Origin of the sequence: Paraburkholderia diazotrophica (assembly GCF_900108945.1) — a bacterium.
GTDB classification, from domain to species: domain Bacteria; phylum Pseudomonadota; class Gammaproteobacteria; order Burkholderiales; family Burkholderiaceae; genus Paraburkholderia; species Paraburkholderia diazotrophica.
Map to the genome: position 1 here is coordinate 63623 of NZ_FNYE01000024.1, position 22082 is coordinate 85704.

Annotated in this window: 22 protein-coding genes; 8 read left to right on the plus strand and 14 right to left on the minus strand. The window is 65.7% G+C overall.

Annotation, left to right across the window (positions count from 1 at the left end; translation table 11 throughout):
* Positions 1–354 precede the first annotated feature (354 nt).
* A complete protein-coding gene (locus tag BMW76_RS25960) occupies positions 355–840 on the plus strand; it encodes a dihydroneopterin aldolase (protein WP_090870398.1) in 486 nt (161 codons plus the stop codon).
* A gap of 137 nt (positions 841–977) precedes the next feature.
* Here the strand turns inward: BMW76_RS25960 and BMW76_RS25965 are convergent, their stop codons facing one another.
* From BMW76_RS25965 to BMW76_RS26005, 9 genes are all read right to left on the minus strand, one after another.
* Positions 978–1391, minus strand: a complete 414-nt coding sequence (locus BMW76_RS25965) for a hypothetical protein (protein WP_090870506.1) — start codon at positions 1389–1391, stop codon at positions 978–980.
* 132 nt (positions 1392–1523) lie between these two features.
* Positions 1524–2033, minus strand: coding sequence for a formaldehyde-activating enzyme (gene fae, locus BMW76_RS25970; RefSeq protein WP_090870401.1), 510 nt, complete (start codon positions 2031–2033; stop codon positions 1524–1526).
* A gap of 155 nt (positions 2034–2188) precedes the next feature.
* Complete coding sequence (locus BMW76_RS25975; RefSeq protein ID WP_090870403.1) at positions 2189–3079, minus strand: triphosphoribosyl-dephospho-CoA synthase; 891 nt, start codon at positions 3077–3079, stop codon at positions 2189–2191.
* Entirely contained in the window at positions 3066–4118 is a 1053-nt protein-coding gene (locus BMW76_RS25980; RefSeq protein ID WP_090870404.1) for an ATP-grasp domain-containing protein, read from the minus strand. Before BMW76_RS25980 ends, BMW76_RS25975 begins: the two co-directional genes overlap by 14 nt.
* Positions 4115–5227, minus strand: a complete 1113-nt coding sequence (gene mch, locus BMW76_RS25985) for a methenyltetrahydromethanopterin cyclohydrolase (protein WP_090870406.1) — start codon at positions 5225–5227, stop codon at positions 4115–4117. The genes BMW76_RS25980 and mch overlap by 4 nt, the downstream gene beginning before the upstream one ends.
* Positions 5202–6491 carry an ATP-grasp domain-containing protein gene (locus BMW76_RS25990; RefSeq protein ID WP_245763394.1) on the minus strand — a complete coding sequence of 430 codons (1290 nt, stop codon included), beginning with the start codon at positions 6489–6491 and terminating at the stop codon, positions 5202–5204. Before BMW76_RS25990 ends, mch begins: the two co-directional genes overlap by 26 nt.
* Before the next feature lie 25 nt (positions 6492–6516).
* The gene (locus tag BMW76_RS25995) at positions 6517–7446 is read right to left on the minus strand and encodes an NAD(P)-dependent methylenetetrahydromethanopterin dehydrogenase (RefSeq protein WP_090870408.1); all 930 of its coding nucleotides are present in this window, start codon (positions 7444–7446) and stop codon (positions 6517–6519) included.
* A 146-nt stretch (positions 7447–7592) separates the two neighbouring features.
* Positions 7593–8669, minus strand: coding sequence for a beta-ribofuranosylaminobenzene 5'-phosphate synthase family protein (locus BMW76_RS26000; RefSeq protein WP_090870410.1), 1077 nt, complete (start codon positions 8667–8669; stop codon positions 7593–7595).
* A 456-nt stretch (positions 8670–9125) separates the two neighbouring features.
* Positions 9126–9512, minus strand: coding sequence for a 4a-hydroxytetrahydrobiopterin dehydratase (locus BMW76_RS26005; protein WP_090870412.1), 387 nt, complete (start codon positions 9510–9512; stop codon positions 9126–9128).
* Positions 9513–9908: 396 nt separating this feature from the next.
* On the opposite strand from BMW76_RS26005, the gene BMW76_RS26010 reads away from it, so the two are divergent.
* The 5 genes from BMW76_RS26010 (at position 9909) to BMW76_RS26030 (ending at position 15302) form a co-directional block, all read left to right on the plus strand.
* Positions 9909–11726, plus strand: coding sequence for a methanol/ethanol family PQQ-dependent dehydrogenase (locus BMW76_RS26010; RefSeq protein ID WP_090870414.1), 1818 nt, complete (start codon positions 9909–9911; stop codon positions 11724–11726).
* 221 nt (positions 11727–11947) lie between these two features.
* On the plus strand, positions 11948–12385 hold the full coding sequence (locus BMW76_RS26015; RefSeq protein WP_090870416.1) for a c-type cytochrome: 438 nt from the start codon (positions 11948–11950) through the stop codon (positions 12383–12385).
* Positions 12386–12473: 88 nt separating this feature from the next.
* Positions 12474–13388 (plus strand): substrate-binding domain-containing protein, encoded by a 915-nt coding sequence (locus tag BMW76_RS26020; protein WP_090870417.1) that lies wholly within the window; start codon positions 12474–12476, stop codon positions 13386–13388.
* Positions 13385–14212, plus strand: a complete 828-nt coding sequence (locus tag BMW76_RS26025) for a hypothetical protein (protein ID WP_090870419.1) — start codon at positions 13385–13387, stop codon at positions 14210–14212. Before BMW76_RS26020 ends, BMW76_RS26025 begins: the two co-directional genes overlap by 4 nt.
* Positions 14213–14300: 88 nt before the next feature.
* Positions 14301–15302 carry a LysR family transcriptional regulator gene (locus BMW76_RS26030; RefSeq protein WP_090870421.1) on the plus strand — a complete coding sequence of 334 codons (1002 nt, stop codon included), beginning with the start codon at positions 14301–14303 and terminating at the stop codon, positions 15300–15302.
* A 245-nt stretch (positions 15303–15547) separates the two neighbouring features.
* Here BMW76_RS26030 and BMW76_RS26035 read toward each other — a convergent pair whose 3' ends face one another.
* Both BMW76_RS26035 and BMW76_RS26040 read right to left on the minus strand, forming a co-directional pair.
* Positions 15548–16219 (minus strand): Vgb family protein, encoded by a 672-nt coding sequence (locus BMW76_RS26035; protein ID WP_090870423.1) that lies wholly within the window; start codon positions 16217–16219, stop codon positions 15548–15550.
* Positions 16220–16298: 79 nt separating this feature from the next.
* On the minus strand, positions 16299–17519 hold the full coding sequence (locus tag BMW76_RS26040) for a helix-turn-helix domain-containing protein (RefSeq protein WP_090870425.1): 1221 nt from the start codon (positions 17517–17519) through the stop codon (positions 16299–16301).
* 129 nt (positions 17520–17648) lie between these two features.
* Here BMW76_RS26040 and BMW76_RS26045 point away from each other — a divergent pair, with 129 nt between their 5' ends.
* Together BMW76_RS26045 and BMW76_RS26050 are read left to right on the plus strand one after the other, a co-directional pair.
* The gene (locus BMW76_RS26045) at positions 17649–18413 is read left to right on the plus strand and encodes a DUF899 domain-containing protein (RefSeq protein WP_090870427.1); all 765 of its coding nucleotides are present in this window, start codon (positions 17649–17651) and stop codon (positions 18411–18413) included.
* Positions 18414–18586: 173 nt separating this feature from the next.
* On the plus strand, positions 18587–19291 hold the full coding sequence (locus BMW76_RS26050; RefSeq protein ID WP_090870510.1) for a DUF2182 domain-containing protein: 705 nt from the start codon (positions 18587–18589) through the stop codon (positions 19289–19291).
* Between the two features lie 64 nt (positions 19292–19355).
* On the opposite strand, the gene BMW76_RS26055 is transcribed toward BMW76_RS26050, so the two are convergent.
* The 3 genes from BMW76_RS26055 to BMW76_RS26065 all read right to left on the minus strand — a co-directional run bounded on the left by BMW76_RS26055 (position 19356) and on the right by BMW76_RS26065 (position 22054).
* Positions 19356–20126: an SDR family oxidoreductase gene (locus tag BMW76_RS26055; protein ID WP_090870429.1), complete on the minus strand. Its 771-nt coding sequence runs from the start codon at positions 20124–20126 to the stop codon at positions 19356–19358.
* 32 nt (positions 20127–20158) lie between these two features.
* The gene (locus tag BMW76_RS26060) at positions 20159–21130 is read right to left on the minus strand and encodes a zinc-binding alcohol dehydrogenase family protein (protein WP_090870431.1); all 972 of its coding nucleotides are present in this window, start codon (positions 21128–21130) and stop codon (positions 20159–20161) included.
* A 69-nt stretch (positions 21131–21199) separates the two neighbouring features.
* A complete protein-coding gene (locus BMW76_RS26065; protein WP_090870433.1) occupies positions 21200–22054 on the minus strand; it encodes an alpha/beta fold hydrolase in 855 nt (284 codons plus the stop codon).
* Positions 22055–22082 lie beyond the last annotated feature (28 nt).

Here is a 22082-nt window from a genome sequence, read left to right on the forward strand (position 1 = left end):
GGGCGTCTCCGATGCGTCCGGCTCGATATCCGCTTCGACATGTCGAGGCGCGACGGCCGGCGCTGTATGTAAGTGTTTCCCCGTGTACTTCCGATGTGCCGCGCGTCTGTCGCGCGCTTGGATGAACCGCTTGATATGTCGCTTGAATGCGTTCAACAGCACTCAGCAATCACTCTACAACCCGTGTCGCGATACATCAATAAATAGTCGTACCAGTATGCGCCAGTGCGCGTGCTTTTTGCTTGGGATGACCGGCCGGGTTTTCCTGCATCGAAGGTCGATCGGACCCGGCAACGCGCCGCGGCGCTGCGCGCGGCTTCATCAACGACGATGCGCCCACGGTGGAGCACCTACATGGACCGTTTCAATCCAGCCAGCAGTCCCCTGCATTTCACTGTCGTGCTGCCGTCGAGCGCGCGCCCGATGCCCGCACCCGCCGATCGCACGGAGCCGGCCGCCGCGCTGCGCACCGCGCTCGACATCGTGTATATCGAGGGATTCGTCGCGCAGACGGTGATCGGCATCGACACGGACGAACTGCACGAGCCGCAGCCCATACAGCTGGATCTGTCGATCGGCGTGCCGTCGCTGCGCGCGTGCGAGACGGATCAGATCGGCGATACGATCAATTACGCTGCCGTGCGCGCGGAGCTGCACACGCTTCTTGCAACGCACAAAGTCCAGTTGCTCGAAGCGCTGGCCGAGCGGATCGCGCAATTGCTGATCGCCAGATTCGGCGCGCACTGGGTGCGTGTGAAGCTGTGCAAGCCCGCGAAGTTCGACGACGTCGCCGCCGTTGGCGTAATCATCGAACGGCGGCGCGGCGACGGCCACGCATAGCATGCACGCACTGCGCCCGCCGCGGTGTCGTCGGCGGCGGCGGGTTGTCGCCTGCGCAACTGCACGACTGCACGACTGCGCTTCGCCCGTCTCGATGGGCCGATGCGCATCACTGCGCGGGTCTCACCGCGCGTGCATCACTTCGCCGCGGAAGGCGAGGCCTTCGCGAGTCCGCATGCCTGATAGGCCTCTTCCTGCAACGCGCGATACTTTTTGGTCTGCGCGCGCGCACGGTCGACGCGGAACTCGTTGCCGCCTTCGCCGCCGAGCGACGCGTACTTCGAGAACGTCATCTGCTCGACGTATTCGTCATAGGGGAGCGCGGCCGCGATCTTGTCGATCGCGCACGAGCACTTGTAGACGTTGGCGAAGTCGTGGCCGTTGTCGTCCATGCAGCCGAGCACATATTCGACGCGGCCTTGCGTCGGGTAGTCGTAGCCTTTGGCAGGCGCGCCGCTGCCGGCGGAACCGGCCGCCGACGCGAGTGGCGCGATGAGCGAAACACACGCGAGCGCCGCGACCGCGATGCCCGCGCGACAACATGAGGTCATGTCGAAGCCTCTGCTTGAGCGTTCTGCATACATCGATATTAGCGCGCGGCGCGAGGCGCCGCAGAACGTTTCCGCCCTGCGGCGCCTCGCGCGCGCAACACGCCTGTCCCTGCCGGTGTGCGCATCGGCGCCTTAGTTCGGCGCGAACGGGTGCGCGGCGCTCGACTTCTTCGATACGACTTCGGCGGCGTTCGGTTCGCCTGCTACCGCGCGCTGGAGCGCTTCGCGCGTGGCCTTGTAGTTGAACTCCTGGATCTTCTTGTCGTCTTCGGCTTCCCAGTGGATGAAGACGCCGACGCAGATGAACAGGTCATCGGCTTCTTCCTTCGGGATCGTGCCGTCCTCGACGCTATCGGCGACGGCCAGCGCGACGGCGTGCTGCGCCGGGCCGAACATCTGCACGGCCTGCTTGGCGCCCTTGATCGTCACCTTGTTGAACATCACCGTGTTCGGCTTTGCCATCAGGTTCGGCGCGACGACCGCGAGCAGCGAAGTGAAGCCGTCCTTGTTGTTGGTGAGCGCGTGGCAGAAAGCGGATTCGGCGGCAGAGCCTCTCGGCCCGATCAGCAAATCGATGTGGGCCACTTCGTTGCCTTCGCCGATAAGCGACTCGCCTACCATGACGCGGTTGATCTTGGCCATGCTGTTCCTCCAGTGAATTGGGATCTGTCTACGTGGGACGAACTCGCGACGCGTGGAGCCCGCCGCGAGTTGTATGAGGGGGACGCACCGCGTTCTCGTCTAACAGGAAACATGCCAATCGGTGTTTGCTTGCGTTTGGCGCCGTTCGTTTTGGGCTAGCTGCGCCCGCTTGCGAAGCGCAGCGGATCGAGCAACGCGGCGATAAACAGCGTGGCGACAGTCAGATCGGCGCTCGTGCCTGGATTGACGCGTTGCGCCTTAAGTTCGGCATCCCATGCATCGAGTTGCGCGACGCTCTGCGCGTCGTCCGTCGTGCGCCATCGAGCGTGACGCAGGCGTGCCTCATGCGTGACACTTTGCGCCACCGCCGCGCCATGCTTGCGCACTATGTGCGAGTCCGGCCACGCGCCGAGGATCGTGAGGAAGACATCGAGCGTGAGCGCGGCGGGCATCGCGCGATGCGACTTCGCGATCGCGTCGAGGCCCGTGCCGAACACGTCGGCGAAGCCGTTCGCGTATTGACGCGCGATGCTGTCGCGCTCGGCGGCGAGCGCCATCGCCGCGCGCAGATCGACGGTCGGCGGCGCGTGCACTGATTGTTCGGGCGCGTCGCCCAGGCCGCCGGGATTCGCAAGCGCGATCGCGCGATAGGCGGCGCGCGCATCGTCCACCGTGAGCGCCGCGAGCACGCGTTCGACGCAGCGGTGCCATCCGGATGCCTGCAAAGCGACATCCTTCGTGATGCTGGCGAGTTCCAGCGCGGCAGCAAGCGGCGCGATCAGCAGCACGATGCCGAGGTTCGTATTGCAGCCGGCAACCTGCTGCGTGCGCGTCACTGCATCGAGAATGCGCGCGCCAACGCTCGCGCCTCGCGCAAAAAGCGCGGGAGCGGCAGCCTCGGCGCTATCGATGAACTGCGCGGCTTCCATCCCATGCCCCGCGCTGGCGATGCTGACGTTGCCCGGCTTCGCCGTTTCGACGTCGAGACGGCACGCGCGCAGAAACGCGTCGGGCGCGCGCGCGAGCGGATCGTCAGCGGCCTGCATGGAGCGGCAATGCAGCAAGCGCCCCCGCGCGGCTGCCCGCGAGCTTGCGGTCCAGCAGATCGTCGACGAGCGCCGCCGCAATATCGATCGGTGTCACCGATTGCAGCCCGCGCCATGCGGCGACGCCGTTCACTTCGAGCACGAGCGGCACGCCGGTTTCATCGGGCATCGAAGGATCGGGGATCAGATCGACGCCCGCGTAGTCGAGGCCGAGCGCCGCCGTCGCGCGCTCGGCGAGGGCCGCGAGCGTCGGATCGAGTGCGCTGGGTTCGCATTGCGCGCCGCGTGCGACGTTGTGTATCCAGCCGCGGCCGCCGACGCGCCGCATCGCCGCAACCGCGCGGCCGCCGATCACCAGCACGCGCCAGTCGAAGCCCGCGCGGCTTGCGCTACGGGCGCGCCTTGTGCCAGTGCTGCGGCTTGCGCCTGCTGTGCCGACAAACCTCTGCAGATACGCGACCTGCTGATAGCCGCGCAGCGGCGGCAGCGGCTTCAACGTGCCGTCGCGCGCCGCGCTCGCGCCGAGCCGCTGCAGCCCTTTGCCCTGCGAGCCGAACAGCGGCTTGAGCACGACCTGGCGGCGCGCGGCCGTCTCGCGCATCAGCACGCGCTGCGCGAAGGCCGCCGATTCCGTTACCCACGCGGCGGGCGTCGGCACGCCCGCGCGATGCAGCAGAAAACTCGTCATCGATTTGTCGACGCTGCGCTCGATCGCGCGCGCGTCGTTGTAGACGGGGATGCCGCATTCGCGCAGCGCATGCAGGATGCCGAGACGCAGCGTCACCTGTTCGAACGTGCCGCCCGCAATGCCGCGCACGAAGACAGCATCCGGCAGCTCGCGCGCGAAGCCGGGAATTGCAAGGCCATACGGCGACCATGTCGTGTCGATGCGGCACGTGGCGAGATCGACGCAGCGCGCCTCCACGCCGCGCGCGCGAAACGCCTTCTTGAGGCGTCCCGTGTGCCAGCCGGTTTCGTCCGTCATGATCGCGACGCGCAGGCCACCCGCCCGCAGTTCGGCCGATCGCAGATCGCTCATGGCGCCCCCGGCGTGGTGACGCCCGGCGTGCCGGGCCCGGCAGCGTTTTCATCGGAAGGATCGTCGGCGCAAGCGAACGCGTCGCCTTGCCAGAGCGCTTGCAGCAACGCTGCGTCGAGCCGGCCGCCGCGATACGTGGTGCCGCTTTCGAGACTGCTCGTCCACACTTCGGCGGGTGCGAACAGCGACGGATCGATCTGATAGAAGTCGTGGTTGAACGACGCGAAGATGTCGGCGAAGGGCCGCCCATAGTCGCGCGAATTCGACGACGGCAACTCGGCCGCGAGCCGCCGCGCGACGGCATCGCGGGTCACCGTCAGATGCACGCGTCCGCCGTACAGGATCGCGTCGTTCGTGCGGCCCATCGCGGCGAGGCCGTCGGGCGCGGGCGGCGGCAGCGGCGCCGTGCCGCTCGCTTCGACGATCTCGCCGAGCGGCACGCCGAGCACGTGCGTCTTATGCAGCGCGACTTCGACGACGCGCGCGACGACCTGCACCGTCCCGGCGACAGAGTGTGTCGGCGTGACGATTACGGTCAGATGGTCGGGCGCGAGACCGCAATCGTTGACGATTTTCTCCAGCACCGCTTGCGGCGGCGGCTGGCCGACTTCCATCACGAGCACACCCGCATCGTGGCGATCGCGATAGCCGAGCTCGTCGAAGAGCGTCTCCTTGCCCGCCAGCGCGCGCGCCGGACCGGAGCCGAGCGAGAAGAACTTCTTGCCGTTGTTCTGCTCCCTGGTCGCGGACAGGCTCCAGCCCGCGTACTGGCTGCCGAGGCAGGCGAGCATGGGCGACGACGTGTGCACTTCGATCGTCGCGGGCCAGAGCGGCTCGAGTTCGGTGCTCACGCGCGTCTCGATGCGGCCGAGGCCGCCCATGCAGATGCGCGCGATCAGCACGCCCGCTTCGACGCAGCCAGGCGACGTTACACCCGCATCGACGATGGTCGGCCCGAACGCATGACGCGACGACGCAATGCGAAGCCGCGCGGCGTCAGCCAGAAGCTGCGCAACGAGCGGCGCGGCGAACGCGTTGACGCTGGGCGCATCGCTGGCAACAGGAGGCGTGTTGCCGTGGGGTTCAGCCATGTGAGTCGACGGATTCATGGGCAGGCTCGAGGCAGGTTTCGATGTGTTGCAGCAGACGTTGCGTGTGACGTTGGAGCTCGCGTTGCAGCGAGGCGCGCGAATCGCCCGTGACGAGCACGGTGCAGACGGGCTGCCCCGCTTCGATCCGCGTGCCCGCGTTCGGGATGTCGTGGCAGACGGGATCGACGTACAAGGTGTCGCTGAAGCGGCGCGTGACCGTGAACGCTTCGGGCGCGAACACGACCTGTTGTGCGACGCGGCATGACGGCGCACTTATCGGCGCATTCATCGGCGCACTCGTCGGCCCATTCATGCGAGAGCCGGGCAGGCGATCATGCAGGCAGGCGTCGATGTGCGCGGCAAGCAGACCGCGCGGCCACGCGTCGCGCGCTGCGCGTTCGTACAACGCCATCGTCGACGAAGGCCGCGCGTTGACTTCGAGCACGCTGATGTCATCGCCGTCGAGCAGGAAATCGAGGCTATGAAGTCCGCGCAGATTCGCGCGCGATGCGATCGAGCGCACGGCGAAGGCGATCTGTTCCGTCACGCGTGCGGGCAGATCGATCGGCCCGAGCGAACCCGCGTGCACATAGGGCAACGCGCCGCTCGCGACGCAAAGCTGTTCCGCGTAGCCGACGATCGACGCGTCGCGCTGCGCGGCGATAAAGAGCGCCGACATCGAAAGCCCTGCGCTCTGTCGCTGGAAGTAGCCGGAAGAGTTGGCTTGCGCATCGGCGTTTGCATCTGCACTTGCCGCAGCGCGAATGTGCGTGCCACCGCAGCCGTCGGCCTGCTTGCGCAGCCAGCCTTCGGGCCGCTCGGGCCGCTCGAATGCCACGTCGGGATGCGCGATGCCCAGCTCGTCGAGCAGCGCGAAGAAGCGGCGCGGCTCGCGAACGGCAGCGGCCGCGCGGGCATCGTTGCCGATCAGCCGGGGCAGTCGGGTCAGTCCCAGCGCGTGTTGCAGGAAGTCGATATGCGGTTCGAGCCCGCTGCCCGTCACAAAGCCGAGCAGACGCGGCAAGCGCGCGACACGCTCCAGCGCGGCCTGCAATTTGCCGCGATCGATCGACAGGCCTTGTCCGCCGATATCGATCCACAGTTTCGAGTAAAGGCGCGTATCGCGGTCGCCGAACAGATCGAGCGCGACCACCTGATAACCCGCATGCGCCGCCGACTGCGCGAGCATGCGCGCCGACAGCCCCGCCACGGCGACGAACGGCGCGCCTTCACCCGGCCGCGCGCGCGGCTCGGCGAAGTGGCCGGCAGTCGTATACATCATGGACATCGCCTCGCCCCTCTGCGCGCTAGCTGCGCTCGGCGACGACGGCGCGCGCTTCGTCGAACGCTTCCGTGAAGCCCAGATAGGCCGGCTTGCCGGCCGTGCGCATCCGCGTGAACAGCCGATGCTCGACCTGGTACTTCACGTTGCCGATCGCAAGCGCGCCGATGCCGATCGCGTCTGGCCGCGCGGCACCCGCGAGCGGCTTGCCGTCGTCCATCACGTTCACGCCCGCGATGCCTTCGGGCGGCACCGCGTTGACGTCGGCGGCGACGAGGAGGCGCTGAGCGTGCGCGAGATCGGCGGCGCTTACGACCTGCACGCCCGCCGTCGCCGTCGCGAAGACGATATCGGCGCGCGTGAGCGCGGCATGCAGCGTATCGGGCGTGCTCGTGCCGACGCCCGTCGTCTTGATGCCGAAGCGTTCGTCGACGTCATGGCTCGCGCGTTCGGCGCGCGCCGCATCGGAATGGCTCGCGATCGTGACATGCGCGCCGAGCGTCGCCGCGATGGCCGCCGTGATCCGTCCGACGGCGCCCGTGCCGCCGAGTATCAGCACCTGCTTGTCCTTCAGTTCTTCGCCGTACTGCGCTTTCAGATGACATTCGACCAGTGCGACGAGCGCCGCCGATGTCGTATACGCGCCGCTCGGATCGGCGAACACGGAGACTTCGAACGGCGGCACCATCGCTTCGCGCGCGCGGTCGAGCATGTCGGCGGCGAGCATCACGTCGCGTCCGCCGATGAAGATGCCCGTGCGCGACACGCCTTTCGGGCCGCGCGAGAAGATCGCATCCTGTGTCAGCTGCACGACGTTGCGCACGTCGACCTCGCAGTACGGCACGAGAATCTGATAACCGGCATCGGCGGCCATGTTGACGTCGAACGGACTCATCTGTGGCGTCGGCGTGAACATGTGCAGGATGTAGGGCCTTTCAGTGGTGGTTGTGGACATGGCGTGGGCTCATTGGGGGTAGTCGGTAGCGGGGCGTGCGCGACCCGTCGGGACACGCAGATTCGATCCGGCGGCGCGGGCGGCGATTCGGGCTGAACGGGCTGATCCCCGTTGATTGGCGCTCATCGGGTGGCTCATCGGGCGACTCATCGGACGTCGAGGCCGAAGTGCGGCTGCTGGACGGCATAGAAGCGCGCGCCGTAATTGCGACCGCGCGTGACCGAGCACACGATGCCCGAAAACACGCGCGTCGCCGCGCGCGCGGCGGCGAGCGCCTCGTCGGCGCGCTGCGGGCTTTGCACGAACGCGAAGCCCGTCGGCCCCCACGAGCTTTGTCCGATGCCCGCCGTCTGGTTCGCGCCGATCGCCTGCAACGCGGCCGCGACGGCGGGACTCGAATACACGCCGCCTTGCACGGGCGCGAAGTACTCGCCGATCGACTGCTGGATCGCGCTGACGCCCGCTGCGAACGAATCGAAATCGCCTTGCGCCATGCCGGGCAGCACGCGCATCAGCAACTGGTGGCACACGTGCGCGGCGAGCTCCTGCGGGAAGGGCGGCAACGCAGCGAGGCCGCGCCGCTCGTCTTCGCCGTGCAGGCCTTCGCGCGTGGTGTCGTCGATCAATACGATGCGCCAGTCGTCGGGAAAGGGCTGGCGCGCGAGCAGCGGCGGCAGCATCGCGGCGCGGGACGCGGACGGTCCCGGATCTGCGCCGCTGCGCGATGCCGCGCGGCCTGGACCGCCATCGACGATCAGCCCGCCGTGATCGAAGCCGAGCACGCCGATGCCGGAACGCGCGCCGCGGCCGAGCCGCTGCGCGAGTTCCGCGCTCGTCGCGTCGATGCCCGCGAGACGCGCATACGCCGTCGCGACCGCGAGCGCGAGTTGCGTGCCCGAGCCGACGCCGCAATGGGCGCGCGCGGCCTGTTCCACTGCGATGGAAACGGGCGGCCCGCCGTATGCGTCGTGCAGCAGCGCCAGGTAGCGCTCGATGCGCTCGCGCTGCGCGGGCGTGGGCTCGCCTTCGATGAGCCGGTCGTCGTCGGCGTGCCGCGCGGTGACACGCGTGCAGCAGCCTTCGATCACGACGCCGACGCTGCCGAACGCGCGTCCGAGCGATGCGCCCGGATCGAGAAAGCCCAGGTGCAGGCGGCCGGGCGCTTCGACGGTGATCGCAGAGAGGGCCGGCAAGGCCGACGTGCGTTCGGATGACATCCGCATGCGAAAGTCCTTGTCGAATGGGGTGTGCGTGGGACGGCCAGACGAGCCGGGGCGTTCCATCGTCAGGCAAGAGCCGTACCACTGACGATTGGGCGCGGATCGGCGTGGGCCTCGACGCCTTTCAGCGGGGCGGGGCGGCCGTATCGCGCGTCACATCGCAACGGCATCGCGCGCGGCCAGCGACGTGCTCGCAGCGACATCGCGTGTCGAATGCGGTACAGCGCTGACACAGCCGCGATACACGCTCGATACAGCAAGCCGCGACACAGCCGCCATACACGCGCGACACAGCAAGCAGTGAAGAGCAAGCCGCGACGCAGACGCAGCGCCGCGGCGCTGCGCCGATCGCGGCACGGCCTGTCACACGCGGCTCGCCGCAAAACGGCAGCGTCGCGCTTCACGCGCGTGGCCGCAGGACCGCGCGCGCTGTTCTCGCCGCGTCGACTCTTTAACGCTTCAGCTCTTCGGCGCGTCGTACTTGATATAGCGGAAACGCTGATCGTCCGACGGCGTGCCTTCGAGCGGACCGCCTTCCTTGCCCGGCTGCCACTGGATCACTTCCTCGATCTTGCGGGCGAGCGCGAAGTCCTTGTCCGTGATGCCCTTCGCCGTGTGCGTCTTCAGCTTCACGATGACGAACGCATACGACACCGTCAGATCCGGGTGATGCCACGCGGCCTCGGCGAGGTGGCCGACCGCGTTGACCACCATCAGCGTGCCTTTCCAGCTTTCCGTGCGGTACTTGCGCCGCAGCCAGCCGTCTTCCAGATACCAGTGCTGCAACGGGCCTTCGAGCCTCTTCTGGATGTCCTCGTCGGAATACACCTGTTCGCTTTGCGTCATGGCGGACCTCCGCTCGTGTCATGTGATGGATCTCGCATATGGAAGCTTAGTGCCGATGGCGATTCGGTGCCGGCCTGCGTTTCGAAGCAAAGCCGATTGCAATCCGCTGACATGCGCCCCCGCCGTGCCATGGATTGTTTGCGTATCTGACACAGTATGTCTCGCCGTCGCTTGCGAAGCGGAACACGTTGACGCCACAACCCCACGTAGCGGCGCGCGATTGGCGTGCGATTGCGACCGGCATGGAATATGCGATCCGCCGTCATACGCATGAGCCGGGCAATGGACCTGGCCCAGCACAAGGCGTTACCTGCATCCAGAGGCGCGGCTGGAGCGACCCGGTAGCGTGTCATCGGTAACTGGACGGTTTAACCAGTACATCATTCTGGAGGAGACATGAACGTACGCACCCTGGTTCTAGGACTGGCGGTGTTGGTTGCGACGGCGCTGAACTCGTTCCTGGCTTATGCCGATCCGCAACTGGACTCGCTGCTCAAGAACCCCTCGAATTGGGCGTCGCAGGCAGGTGACTATGCGAATCACCGGTACAGCCCGCTCAAGCAGATCAACGAAAGCAATGTCGGCAAACTCCAGGTCGCCTGGACGATGTCGACGGGTGTGCTGCGCGGTCACGAAGGCTCGCCTCTCGTGATCGGCGACACGATGTATATCCACTCACCGTTCCCCAACAAGGTCATCGCGATCAGCCTGAAGGATCAGACCTTCCTGTGGCAGTACGAGCCGAAGCAGGACTCGGCCGTGATCTCCGTGATGTGCTGCGATACCGTCAACCGCGGGCTCGCGTACGGCGACGGCAAGATCTTCCTGCAACAGGCGGATACGACGCTCGTCGCGCTGAACGCGAAGACGGGCGAAGTCGTCTGGAAAGCGCAGAACGGCAATCCGAAGGCGGGTGAAACCAACACCAACGCGCCGCATGTATTCGGCGACAAGGTGTTGACGGGCATCTCCGGCGGCGAGTTCGGCGTGCGGGGGCGTCTGATCGCCTATGACATCAAGACGGGCAAGCAGGCGTGGATGGCCTACAGCACGGGCCCCGACAACGAGATGCTGCTCGATCCGCAGCAGACGATGACCTGGGCCGACGGCAAGCTGCAGCCGGTGGGCGCGGACTCGTCGATCAAGAGCTGGAAGGGCGATCAGTGGAAGCTCGGCGGCGGCACCACGTGGGGCTGGTACGCGTGGGACCCGAAGCTGAATCTGATCTACTACGGCACGGGCAATCCGGGCACGTGGAATCCGACGCAGCGTCCCGGCGACAACAAGTGGTCGATGTCGATCTTCGCGCGTGACCTGAATACGGGCAAGGCGAAGTGGGTTTATCAGATGACGCCGCACGACGAGTGGGACTATGACGGCGTCAACGAAATGATCCTCGCGGACATCCCCGTGAACGGCAAGAAGACGCCTGCGATCGTGCACTTCGACCGCAACGGCTTCGGCTACACGCTCAATCGCGAGACAGGCGAGCTTCTGGTTGCGCAGAAGTACGACCCGGCCGTGAACTGGGCGGATAGCGTCGACGTGAAGAGCGGTCTGCCCATCCGCAACGCAACTTACTCGACGCAGAAGGCGGGCCCCGATCACAACGTGAAGGGCATCTGCCCGGCAGCATTGGGTTCGAAGGACGAGCAGCCGGCGGCGTTCGATCCGACGTCGAGTCTGTTCCTCGTGCCGACGAATCACGTGTGCATGGACTATGAGCCGTTCGACGTCGATTACGTGTCGGGACAACCCTATGTCGGCGCAACGCTGTCGATGTATCCCGGTCCTAACGAAAACGGCGCGATGGGCAATTTCATCGCGTGGGATGCGTCGAAGGGCAAGATCGTCTGGTCGAAGCCGGAACGGTTCTCGGTGTGGTCGGGCGCGCTGGCGACGGCGGGCGGCATCGCTTTCTACGGCACGCTGGAAGGCTACATCAAGGCAGTTCGGATCAAGGACGGCAAGGAGCTGTGGAAGTTCAAGACGCCGTCGGGGATCATCGGCAACGTGTTCACGTACCAGTATCAGGGCAAGCAGTTCATCGGCGTGTACTCGGGCATCGGCGGCTGGGCGGGCATCGGCATGGCAGCCGGCCTGCAGAAGTCGACGGAAGGCCTGGGCGCTGTCGGTGGCTACCGCGAACTGGCCAAGTACACGGCGCTCGGCGGCACGCTGTTCGTGTTCGCCATTCCGGGCGAAAAGGGTTGATCAGAGGGTTGATCAGAGTTGACCCGAAGGTGGTTTCGCAGCAGCAGTGACGTAGCCGAAGACGCCCGCATGCGGTCTTCGGCTTCGATGAAGACTCGAGGCGGCGCCGGCGACGCGTCGAACGCAGACGCGTCGCCGGCAGTCACCTTGCAGTCGCAGAGCAGGTTCAATCGAAAACACGCAACGACGTTGCGTGAGACCAAAGTAAGGGAGACGAACGCATGAAAGGCCGTGTTGTGCTGTCGCTTGCAGGTACGTTGCTGGGATTGGGCGCATTACCTGTCGTTATGACCAATAGCTGGGGGCAGTCGTCGGGCGCGCCTCAGGTCCAGCAGGTCGCCTACAAGGTCGTCGATGGCGACAAGGTCGACAACAATACCCTGTTGGGCTGGAAAACATGGCGTGCGCTTGCCTGTGAGCGCTGTCATGGCGCGAAGCAGGAGGGCCTCGTGGGCCCGTCGCTGATCGACGCGTTCAAGACGCTCGACAAGAACGAATTTCACCGTACCGTATTCGGCGGACGTGTCGACAAGGGCATGCCCGACTTCAGTTCGAGCTCGATGATGCAGAAGAACTGGGAAAACCTCTACGCGTACCTGAAGGGCCGCTCCGACGGCAAGATCAAACCGGGCGATCTGCAGGCGATCGATGCAAAATGAGCTTCATGGCGTCACGTGATGCTACGTGACGCGCTTGCGTGAGTGACCGTATGCCGTGCATCGCATGACGCAAACCCGGGAGACCTCCATGTCCGATCGCAGACGTTTAGCCGTCCATGTTGCCTGTGCCATGCTGACGCTATGCTGGGCCTGTGTCGGCGGGCCAGCCGCTCGCGCGCAGGGTGCGCCCGCGCCGGACCTGCCGAACAACGACGGCGCCGACAAGGTGTTGCGCGTGTGCGCCGATCCGAACAACATGCCGCTCTCGAACGAGAAGGGCGAGGGCTACGAGAACAAGATCGCGGCCGCGATGGCCAAAGACTTCGGCTACAAGCTCGAATACACGTATTTTCCGCAGCGCATGGGCTTCGTGCGGCATACGCTGCGCGAGAAGCTGCCCAACACCGAGCAGTTCAGATGCGACCTCGTGATCGGCGTGCCGCACGGCTACGACATGACGGCGACCACGCGGCCCTGGCTGCACTCGACGTATGCGATGGTGTTCCAGAAGCGCCCCGAGTTCGCGAACATCAACACGCCAACCGATCTGCTGAAGCTGCCGCCCGATCAGCTGAAGAAGTTGAAGCTCGGCATCTTCTCGCAGACGCCTGCTGTCGACTGGCTGCTGTCGAACAATCTGATCGACCAGGCTGTGTCGTATCGCGCGCAAAGCGGCGACCCGAACGCGTTTCCCGGCGAGATGATCCAGCGCGATCTGGTGCAGGGCAACGTCGACGTGGTGTTCGTCTGGGGGCCGATTGCGGGCTATTTCGCGAAGCAGGCGAGCGATCGCGTGAAGCTCGTGCCGTTCCCGCCGCAGCCGGGCATCCGCTTCGACTATGAAATTTCGATGGGCGTGCGCAACGGCGAGAAGGCATGGCACGACAAGATCGACCAGTGGATCGCCACGCATCAGAGCAACATCGACAAGATTCTGACCAGCTACGACGTGCCGCTGCTGCCGCTGGCGAGCGCGCCCGTCGCAACGGACTCGCCGAAATGACGCGCAAGCCGGCACGATGCGCACGCGCTCTCGCGCGTGCGCTTGCCGTGCGCGGCGCCGTTGCGACGGCGGCGATGGCGGCGGTTGCGGCGCCGCTGGGTGTGCCGGTTGCCGTGTCGATGGCTGTGTCGATGGCCGTGCCGCAGGCTGTGTTCGCCGCCGATACGACACCCATCGCGCCCGCCGAAAAGCTGCTGTTTCTCACGCCGCATCTGAACGGCGTCGCGTCGCAGACGGAGCTCGACTATTCGCTCGTCGTATCGGCGCCGCCCGAGAAGTCGACGGACCGGGTTCGCGTACTCGTCGCGAGCGACGACAACGCGAAGAGCGACGCGATTGTCACCGATGCGAACGGCAAGGCGGCGTTGCCCGGCAATCTGCCGTGCAACCCGATCATTCTGTATTTTCTCGAACGCGACATTGCGGAGATGGAGCAGTCGACGGGCGGACAGCGCCGCTACTTCCAGCAGCGCGTGCGGCTCGCGCTCGCGGCGGGGCCGCCCATCACGGATGCGACGGCGCAGGTGGAAGGCAAGCCGGTGAAGGCGCGCAAGATCGTGATTCAACCGTATCTGAACGATCCGAACGCGGAGCGTTTTCCGAAGTACACGAGCAAGCGCTACACGTTCATCCTCGCCGATGGCGTGCCTGGCGGCGTGTCGTTGCTGCTCACCGAAGTACCCGGCGACAACGGCGATTTCACGCATCCCGTCAAGACGGAATCGGTGAGCTTCGAAACGTCGGTGCGCAAGCTGTCGCCGCCCGCGCACGGCGCGCCTTCGACGCCGAAGCCACCCCCCAACGCGCCGCGTGCGAGCCGCTGATTTTCGCTGAATATTGGATGCACGCTGCGTGACATGACGGGCAGCGTGCTCGCTGCCCGTCGAAACGCGTTTGGGAAAAAAACGCATCATGAATCTGATCCGCTCGCTGACGCTCAGGCAACTGCAGATCTTTGTGATCGCAAGCCGTCTGCCGAGCTTCGCGCGCGCGGCGGAAGAGTTGCATCTGACGCAGCCCGCTGTGTCGATGCAGATCCGGCAACTGGAAGAGGCGATCGGCATGCCGCTCTTCGAGCGGATCGCGCGGCGGCTGACGCTGACGGAAGCGGGCGAGCGTCTGTCGCATCACGCGAGCCGCATTCTCGGCGAGATCAAGGACGCCGAAGACACGATGTCCTCGCTCGCGCAAGCCGATAGCGGCACGATCGCGGTGAGCATCGTGAGCTCCGCGACCTACTTCGCGCCGAAGCTGCTGGCGCTGTATTCGAAGCAGTTTCCGAAGGTCGACGTGCATTTTTCAGTCGGCAATCGCGAGACGCTGCTGAGGCTGTTGCAGGACAACGCAACCGATCTCGCGATCATGGGCCGCCCGCCGCCGGAACTGGGCACGACAGCCGAGCCGCTTGCCTATCATCCGCATGTGATCATCGCGCCCGTTACGCATCCGTTGCGTCACGCGCGCCGCTTCGACCTTCAGGAGCTGGCGGGCGATACGTTTTTGTTGCGCGAGCCGGGTTCGGGCACGCGCGCCGTTGCCGAACATACGTTCCGGCAGCATCTGTTCACACCGACGCGCTGCGTGACGCTCGGCAGCAACGAAACGATCAAGCAGGCCGTGATGGCGGGCATGGGCGTAAGCCTCATCTCGCTGCATACGCTCGCGCTCGAACTGCGCACCGGCGAGATCGCGCTGCTCGACGTGAACGGCACGCCCGTCGAGCGCACGTGGCAGATCGTGCATCTGAGTTCGAAGCAACTGTCGCCGACGTGCGTGATGTTTCGGCGCTTTCTGCTCGAACATGCGGAGCCGTTTCTCGAGCAGGAGTACGCGAAGTTGATGCAGCCGCTGTCGTCGGCGACTGCGCAGCGTGCGCGCAGCGCGAAGCGGGTGGAAAAAGTGGAGCGGGGATGAGCGGGCGGGCGCGGTGTCGCATCAAGCGCGGCAAGCACACGGCGACGGGACACACGGCGACACACACGTAGTGCGGCGTGGCACAGGAGCCTAACGGCGGCCGCTCGCGTTCCACTGCATCCTGATCGGCTTCGCTTGCTCCTCCAAGCTTGCGCCTCAAGCTTGCGCCGACGCGGTCGAGGCCGAGATCGACGCCGGGATCGAAATCCTCTTCACACTGTTTCGACGCGCGCTCCACCCACCATTCACCCGCTCGCCGTGCCTACCGTACCTCCAGCCTCGCTCTCCCGCTTAGGCCGCCGAACGGCACGCAATTTCCCGCTGGCGCCCCCGCCGCAGAAGAACCGGTCGGCGCCATCGGACTCCAGCCCCGACACCATCACACCTTCCGGCATCTCGACCATTTCGAGCACTTCGCCCGTACGCGGATCGACGTGCCGCAAATCGCTCTCGTCGCCCTCCCACGTGCCGTGCCACAGTTCTCCATCGACCCACGTCACGCCCGTGACGAAGCGGTTCGATTCGATGGTGCGAAGAATCGCCCCCGTCTGCGGATCGACCTGATGGATCTTCCGCTCGCGATACTGCCCGACCCACAGCGATCCCTCCGCCCACGCGAGCCCCGAGTTGCTGCCGGCGGGCGCGGGGATCGTCGCGAGCACGTGGCCCGTCTGCGGATCGACCTTCTGGATGCGGTCGTCGGCGATCTGAAACAGGTGCTGGCCGTCGAACGCCGTGCCCGCGTCCGCATCGACGCCGATCGAGCGCGTCGTCAGTCCGCTTGCGGGGTCCAGCGCTTGCAGCGCGTCGCCGGTGGCGAACCAGACGTTGTGACCGTCATACGTGACGCCATGCACGCTGCCGATGCCCGGAAAAGGTCCATATTCACGCACGATTTCAGCGGCTGTTCGATTCATGCTGCCATCCTGGTCGGTGAAGAAGTGGTCTATGAAGAGCGGTTGGTGAAATGGTCGATGAAGAGTCGAGCCTCTGATGCTAGTCGATGGGGAGCGGCGTGGGGAGTAACAATGCCGTCGCGAATCCGGGCATCGGCGGCGTCATCCAGCGGCGCGCGCGTCCGCGTCCGAACGACTGCACCTTGCCGGCTGCCGCAAGCGAATCGAGCGCGCGCTGCACCGTGCGCTGGCTCGCGCCGAGCGCAAGCGCGAGCGCCGAGCTCGACCACGATTCGCCATCGGCGAGAAAGGCGAGCATCGACGCGTGTTCTTCTTCGACAGGCCGCGCGAGCACGACGACTTCGGACGCGCGCCGCGGCACGAGCGCAAAGCCGCGCCGCGTCGCGGTGACGTCGGCGAGCGCGCCGAGCATCGTCCGCAGCCGTCCCATCTCGACGCGCAGGCGCGCGCGATGCGACTCGTCGGCGTGCTTCATCCGGAATGCGCGCGCGATGAGCGTGTCGCGCGGCACGTCGGCGGGCCATGCTTCGGCGAGCACGCGAGCGAGATTGAACAGCACGGGACGCGTCGCGAGCGCGACGACGCTGCCCGCATCGCGCACGACGTTCCTGCATGCATCGACGACGAGCGCCTTCGACGCCATCAGCGCCTCCACTTCATCGAGCAGCAGGAGCCGCTCTTCGCCACGCGCGATCAGCCGCGCAGCCGGCGAGTCCAGCAGACGCACTGCGCTTTCGACTTCGGCCGTGAGCCCCGGAATGCCCGCGTGACGCGCGGCGCGCCCGGCGCGGACGAGCGCGGCACGCGCTGTCTTCGTGCGCAACCGGCGCATCGCGATGCCCGCCACGATCAGCTCATGCGCGGCGCTCGATGCGGGCGGAAAGGGCGCGGGATCGAATCCGTCGAGCAGACGCTCGGCCTCGTCGAGACGGCCGATCAGCAGCAAACGTCTGACTTCGAGATACCGCGCATGCGCGGCGTTGAGATGGTCGCCGTGCGCTTCGAGCGTCGCACGCGCGGCGTCGAGCGACTTTGCGGGCCAGCCGAGGTCGCGCGAAGCAAGCGCGATTTCGGCTTCGGCAACGATGCATCGCGCGCGGGCGACGGCCTCTTTGGGACCGAAGGCGCGCGCCGCGCTTCGCACCAGCGCCTTCGCACGAACGAGATCGCCGAGCTGCGCCATCGCGATGCCGCGCAGCGCGAGCGCGGGCGCGTCGTCGCGCAACGCGACGCGGTTCAGCGCGCCGAGGGGATCACCTGCCGCGAGCGCGCGCGCCGCAGCGGCGATGAGTGAGTCCATCCGAATCCCGTCACATTTGTCACTCCCATCCATCCGATGGGCCGTCCTAATCTAGCACACGTCGATTCACGAACACGCGGCATCGGCGAAGCATCGATCGGCGCACGACATTCAACGGAGGAACCCACGATGACCACTCATGCAACAGGAACACGTCAACAATGGCTGGCTGCACGGCTCGAACTGCTCGAGGCGGAAAAGGCGCTGACGCGGCGCAGCGACGAGCTTGCGCGGCAACGTCAGGCGCTGCCTTGGGTCCGCGTCGACAAGGCGTACACGTTCGACACGGATGACGGGCGCGCCACGCTCGCGGACCTGTTCAAGGGACGCTCGCAACTGCTCGTCTATCACTTCATGTTCGGACCGGACTATACGGCGGGCTGCCCGTCGTGCTCGTCGATCGCGGACGGCTTCAACGGCTTCGCCGTGCATCTGGCGAACCACGATGTGATGCTGACGGCCGTTTCCCGTGCGCCGCTCGCCAAACTGCACGCGTACCGGAGGCGGATGGGCTGGACGTTTCCGTGGGCATCGGCGAACGGCAGCGACTTCAACTTCGACTTCAACGTGTCGTTCACCAAGGAGCAGCAGCGTGCCGGCGACGTCGAGTACAACTTCGAGCGCGGCGGACATGCAATGGACGTCGAGCCTGCGCCGGAACCCGTCGTCCAGTTCGCGGCCACGTGCGGCACCGACGCGCCGACTTACTCGCGCGACCGGCCGGGCATGAGCACGTTCGTCATCGAGGACGGGGTCGTGTATCACACGTATTCGACCTATGCGCGCGGTCTCGACGGTTTGTGGGGCGTGTACCAGTGGCTTGATCGCGCGCCGAGAGGGCGTAACGAGCAGGGCATCTGGTGGCGTCGTCACGACGAATACGCGCAGCGCTGAGGCCGATCGTGGATACCATCGGCACTGCCATCGGGCGCAACGTTTCGCGGCGTGCGGTTTCGTCGCGGGATTCGCGATGGGATTCACGGCGATCCTCGCGGCGGACCTTTTTCGCCATCGTTGCATTCGTCTTCGCCGTCTGTGCGGCATCGACGATCGTCTGGTGCACGTCGATGCCGGCGATGGGTGACATGCCGATGCCCGGCGGCTGGTCCCTGTCGATGACATGGGTCCCGATGTGCGGACAGAAATGGCCGCGCGCCGCGGCGTCGTTCGTCGGCATGTGGCTCGTGATGATGATCGCGATGATGCTGCCGTCTCTCGCGCCTGTACTGTGGCGCTATCACGAGGCGGCCCGCGCAACGAGCGGAACCGGAGACAGACGGCTCGCGCCGTTGACGGCGCTCGTGAGCGTCGGCTACTTCTTCGTATGGACCGTGGCGGGCGTGGCCGTGTTCGCGCTGGGCGCAGCAACGATGGCGCTCGCGCTGCACTTTCCGGCGCTCGCACACGCGATTCCCTTCGCGGCGGGCATAGCCGTTCTCATCGCAGGCGTGGTGCAGTTCAGGGCGTGGAAAGCGCGTTATCTTGCTTGCTGCCGCTGTACATTCATGAACCAGTGCGCGCCGCCAGCACGCGCCCGCTCGGCCTGGCTGCATGGCGTTCGCCTGGGCGTGCACTGCTGCTATTGCTGCGCCGGCCTGACGGCTGTGCTGTTGATCAACGGCATCATGGATCTGTACGCAATGGCCTTCGTGACGGCGGCCATCACCGCCGAACGTCTCGCGCCCGCAGGCGAGCGGGTTGCGCGTGCGACGGGCGTGGTCGTCATCGCGATGGGTATGACGATGATCGCGCGTGCGATCGCGTTCGGTTGATGCGGCTTATCGCACGCATTAAAGAAGGCCGGCACACGCACAACGCGTTGCCGGCCTTCGGCAGTCAGATCGATTTCACTTCTCCCCCATCCATACGCAGCGTCGTGCCCGTCATCCAACGCGCGCCTGGCGAAACGATAAACGCCATCAGCTCGGCGATTTCGTCCGGCGTGCCATACCGCGCGATGCCCGCTTCCATTGGAAACTTCGCCGTTGCTTCTTCGACAGTCATTTCGTGCAGCGGCGCCCAATGTTCGAGATACGAGCGGCGGCGTCCCGTCATCACGGGCCCGGGCAGCACGCTGTTGACCTGCACGCCGTCCGCGATGCCGCGATCCGAAAACGCCTTGGCGAGCGCGACGATCGCCGCGTTGATCGTGCCGACGGCTGCATACGGCGCCTTCGGAAAAAGCGCCGAATTGCCGGACATCATCACGACGGACCCCGACGTTTCCTTCAGCGACGGCCACGCCGCGACGGTCAGACGCCGCGCGCCATGCAGCTTCAACGCGAGGCCGCGATCCCATTCGGCATCCGTCATGTCGAACACGTCGATCTGCGGCACGGCGCCCGCGATATTGAGCAACGCATCGATCCTTCCGAACGACGCGAGCGTTGCGTCGACAACCTGTCGAGCCGCTTCCGATAACGACAGATCGATGTCGATGGCGAGTGCTTTTGCGCCCGCCTGTCTGACCGCGCCCGCCGTCTGCTCCAGATTCTCGCGGTTGCGCGCAACGAGCACGATCGCGTCGAAATCGCGCGCGAGCCTGATGGCCGTCGAACGGCCGATGCCCTGGCTCGCACCCGTGACGATCGCTACTTTGCTGGACATGTCGGTCTCCCGGTTTCGTCGATCGTCACGCATCAATGGACCACGACCATCTTGCCGCCGGCTTCGTTCGCTTCCATCACGCGGTGCGCTTCGCGAATCTCATCGAAGCCGAACACGCGCGAGGGCTTCGCGCTGAGGCGGCCCGCCGCGACATCGGCTGCGATCGCTTGCAGCGGTACGTCGGAGAGCGGAAAGCCCGGCGTGCCGAACACGAAGCTGCCGAAAAACGTCAGGTACACGCCGCTCGACATCTGCAACAGCGGATTGAAATCGGCGATTGGCGCGAGGCCGCCCAGCCAGCCCGCGAGACACGCACGGCCGCCTCGCCGCAACATCGCAAGCGAATCGAGAATCGTGCTGTTGCCGACGAGATCGAGTACGGCGTCGATCTGCTTTGCTTCGGCGATGCGCTTCGACAGATCGGGGCCTTCGAGTTCGACGCGCGCCGCGCCCAGCTTTTCGAGCATCGCGAAGCGCGCCGGATTGCGCGTCGTCGCGATTACTTTTGCGCCCGCGTTCACGGCCAGATTGACGGCCGCCTGTCCAAACGACGACGTCGCGCCGCGTATGACCAGCGTCTGTCCCTCGCTGATGTCGAGGTTGCGGAACAGGCACGTCCATGCTGTCGCATACGTTTCCGGAATCGCCGCAAGCTCAGCCCACGGCAGATCGGATTCGATCAGCGCGACGTTGGAAACGGGCGCGCGCGTGTATTCCGCGTAGCTTCCATTGATCGTGCGGCCGAGACCGCCCATCAACGCAGCCACCTTCGCGCCGACAGGAAACTCGCCGCCCGGACACGACTTGACGATGCCCACGCATTCGATGCCGCTGACCTTCGCGGCTTCGGCCCACTCGCCGCGCCGCATGTGCATTTCGGCATGGTTGATGCCGAACGCCTTGATTTCGATGACGACGTGGCCTTCCAGCGGTTCCGGTTCCGGCAGTTCCGTATAGACGAGGCTATCGAGGCCGCCGAATTTTTCGAGCACGATTGCACGCATGAAGATTCTCCCAGGGTAGATGCGGCGTCAGTCGACGCAATGTGATGAAGCGGACTGCGTATCCGCGAATCAGCGAATCAGAAATCCGGAAATGGCCGCGGCGATTTCTTCCGCATGCGTTTCGAGCGCGAAGTGGCCGGTATCGAAGAAGCGCACGTCCGCGTTGGGGATGTCGCGCTTGAACGCTTCGGCGCCGGGGGGCAGGAAGAACGGATCGTTCTTGCCCCACACGGCGAGGAACGGCGGCTGATGCGTGCGGAAGTACTGCTGGAACGCCGGATACAGCGCGACGTTGCTTCGATAGTCGCCGAACAGATCGAGCTGGACTTCATGCGCGCCGGGACGGCTCATGTAGTAGTCGTCGAGCGAGTAGCCATCGGGTGAAACCGCGGCTGTGTCGGGCACGCCATGCGTGTATTGCCAGATGGTCGTCTCTTTGGTCAGCAGCGCGCGCAGCGCGTCGCGGTTCGCTTGCGACGGGTCCTGCCAGTACGCGCGAATCGGATTCCAGCCTTCGCTCAGTCCTTCGACATACGCGTTGCCGTTTTGCGAAACGATTGCCGTGATCCGCTCGGGGTGCTTGAGCGCAAGACGGAAACCCGTCGGTGCGCCGTAATCGAAGACGTACACCGCATAGCGATCGAAGCCGATCACTTCGGTGAAGCGATCGATCACGTTGGCGATGTTGTCGAACGTGTACGCGAAAGCGCTGCGCTCGGGCATGTCCGACTGGCCGAAGCCCGGCAGATCGGGCGCGACGATATGGAAGCGCTCCGCGAGTAGAGGAATCAGGTCGCGAAACATGTGGCTCGAACTCGGAAAGCCGTGCAGCAGCAACAGCTTCGGCGCGCCGGGGCGGCCGGCTTCCCGATAGAACACGTTGAAGCCGTCAACGTCGGCATGGCGATGGGCAATCGTGGACATGGCGTTCTCTCCGTAAGGGTTGGGGTTT

What these genes read in the sequence shown, in the direction of transcription:
- BMW76_RS26060 (WP_090870431.1), bottom strand. Translation starts at nt 21,130, where the DNA reads ATGCGTGCAATCGTGCTCGAAAAATTCGGCGGCCTCGATAGCCTCGTC.
- BMW76_RS25990 (WP_245763394.1), bottom strand. Translation starts at nt 6,491, where the DNA reads ATGATGTATACGACTGCCGGCCACTTCGCCGAGCCGCGCGCGCGGCCG.
- BMW76_RS26000 (WP_090870410.1), bottom strand. Translation starts at nt 8,669, where the DNA reads ATGCGGATGTCATCCGAACGCACGTCGGCCTTGCCGGCCCTCTCTGCG.
- BMW76_RS26065 (WP_090870433.1), bottom strand. Translation starts at nt 22,054, where the DNA reads ATGTCCACGATTGCCCATCGCCATGCCGACGTTGACGGCTTCAACGTG.
- BMW76_RS25975 (WP_090870403.1), bottom strand. Translation starts at nt 3,079, where the DNA reads ATGCAGGCCGCTGACGATCCGCTCGCGCGCGCGCCCGACGCGTTTCTG.
- BMW76_RS26035 (WP_090870423.1), bottom strand. Translation starts at nt 16,219, where the DNA reads ATGAATCGAACAGCCGCTGAAATCGTGCGTGAATATGGACCTTTTCCG.
- BMW76_RS26030 (WP_090870421.1), top strand. Translation starts at nt 14,301, where the DNA reads ATGAATCTGATCCGCTCGCTGACGCTCAGGCAACTGCAGATCTTTGTG.
- BMW76_RS26055 (WP_090870429.1), bottom strand. Translation starts at nt 20,126, where the DNA reads ATGTCCAGCAAAGTAGCGATCGTCACGGGTGCGAGCCAGGGCATCGGC.
- BMW76_RS26020 (WP_090870417.1), top strand. Translation starts at nt 12,474, where the DNA reads ATGTCCGATCGCAGACGTTTAGCCGTCCATGTTGCCTGTGCCATGCTG.
- BMW76_RS26010 (WP_090870414.1), top strand. Translation starts at nt 9,909, where the DNA reads ATGAACGTACGCACCCTGGTTCTAGGACTGGCGGTGTTGGTTGCGACG.
- BMW76_RS25995 (WP_090870408.1), bottom strand. Translation starts at nt 7,446, where the DNA reads ATGTCCACAACCACCACTGAAAGGCCCTACATCCTGCACATGTTCACG.
- BMW76_RS25965 (WP_090870506.1), bottom strand. Translation starts at nt 1,391, where the DNA reads ATGACCTCATGTTGTCGCGCGGGCATCGCGGTCGCGGCGCTCGCGTGT.
- fae (WP_090870401.1), bottom strand. Translation starts at nt 2,033, where the DNA reads ATGGCCAAGATCAACCGCGTCATGGTAGGCGAGTCGCTTATCGGCGAA.
- BMW76_RS26005 (WP_090870412.1), bottom strand. Translation starts at nt 9,512, where the DNA reads ATGACGCAAAGCGAACAGGTGTATTCCGACGAGGACATCCAGAAGAGG.
- BMW76_RS26050 (WP_090870510.1), top strand. Translation starts at nt 18,587, where the DNA reads ATGCCGGCGATGGGTGACATGCCGATGCCCGGCGGCTGGTCCCTGTCG.
- BMW76_RS25960 (WP_090870398.1), top strand. Translation starts at nt 355, where the DNA reads ATGGACCGTTTCAATCCAGCCAGCAGTCCCCTGCATTTCACTGTCGTG.
- mch (WP_090870406.1), bottom strand. Translation starts at nt 5,227, where the DNA reads ATGAATCCGTCGACTCACATGGCTGAACCCCACGGCAACACGCCTCCT.
- BMW76_RS26025 (WP_090870419.1), top strand. Translation starts at nt 13,385, where the DNA reads ATGACGCGCAAGCCGGCACGATGCGCACGCGCTCTCGCGCGTGCGCTT.
- BMW76_RS25980 (WP_090870404.1), bottom strand. Translation starts at nt 4,118, where the DNA reads ATGAGCGATCTGCGATCGGCCGAACTGCGGGCGGGTGGCCTGCGCGTC.
- BMW76_RS26040 (WP_090870425.1), bottom strand. Translation starts at nt 17,519, where the DNA reads ATGGACTCACTCATCGCCGCTGCGGCGCGCGCGCTCGCGGCAGGTGAT.
- BMW76_RS26015 (WP_090870416.1), top strand. Translation starts at nt 11,948, where the DNA reads ATGAAAGGCCGTGTTGTGCTGTCGCTTGCAGGTACGTTGCTGGGATTG.
- BMW76_RS26045 (WP_090870427.1), top strand. Translation starts at nt 17,649, where the DNA reads ATGACCACTCATGCAACAGGAACACGTCAACAATGGCTGGCTGCACGG.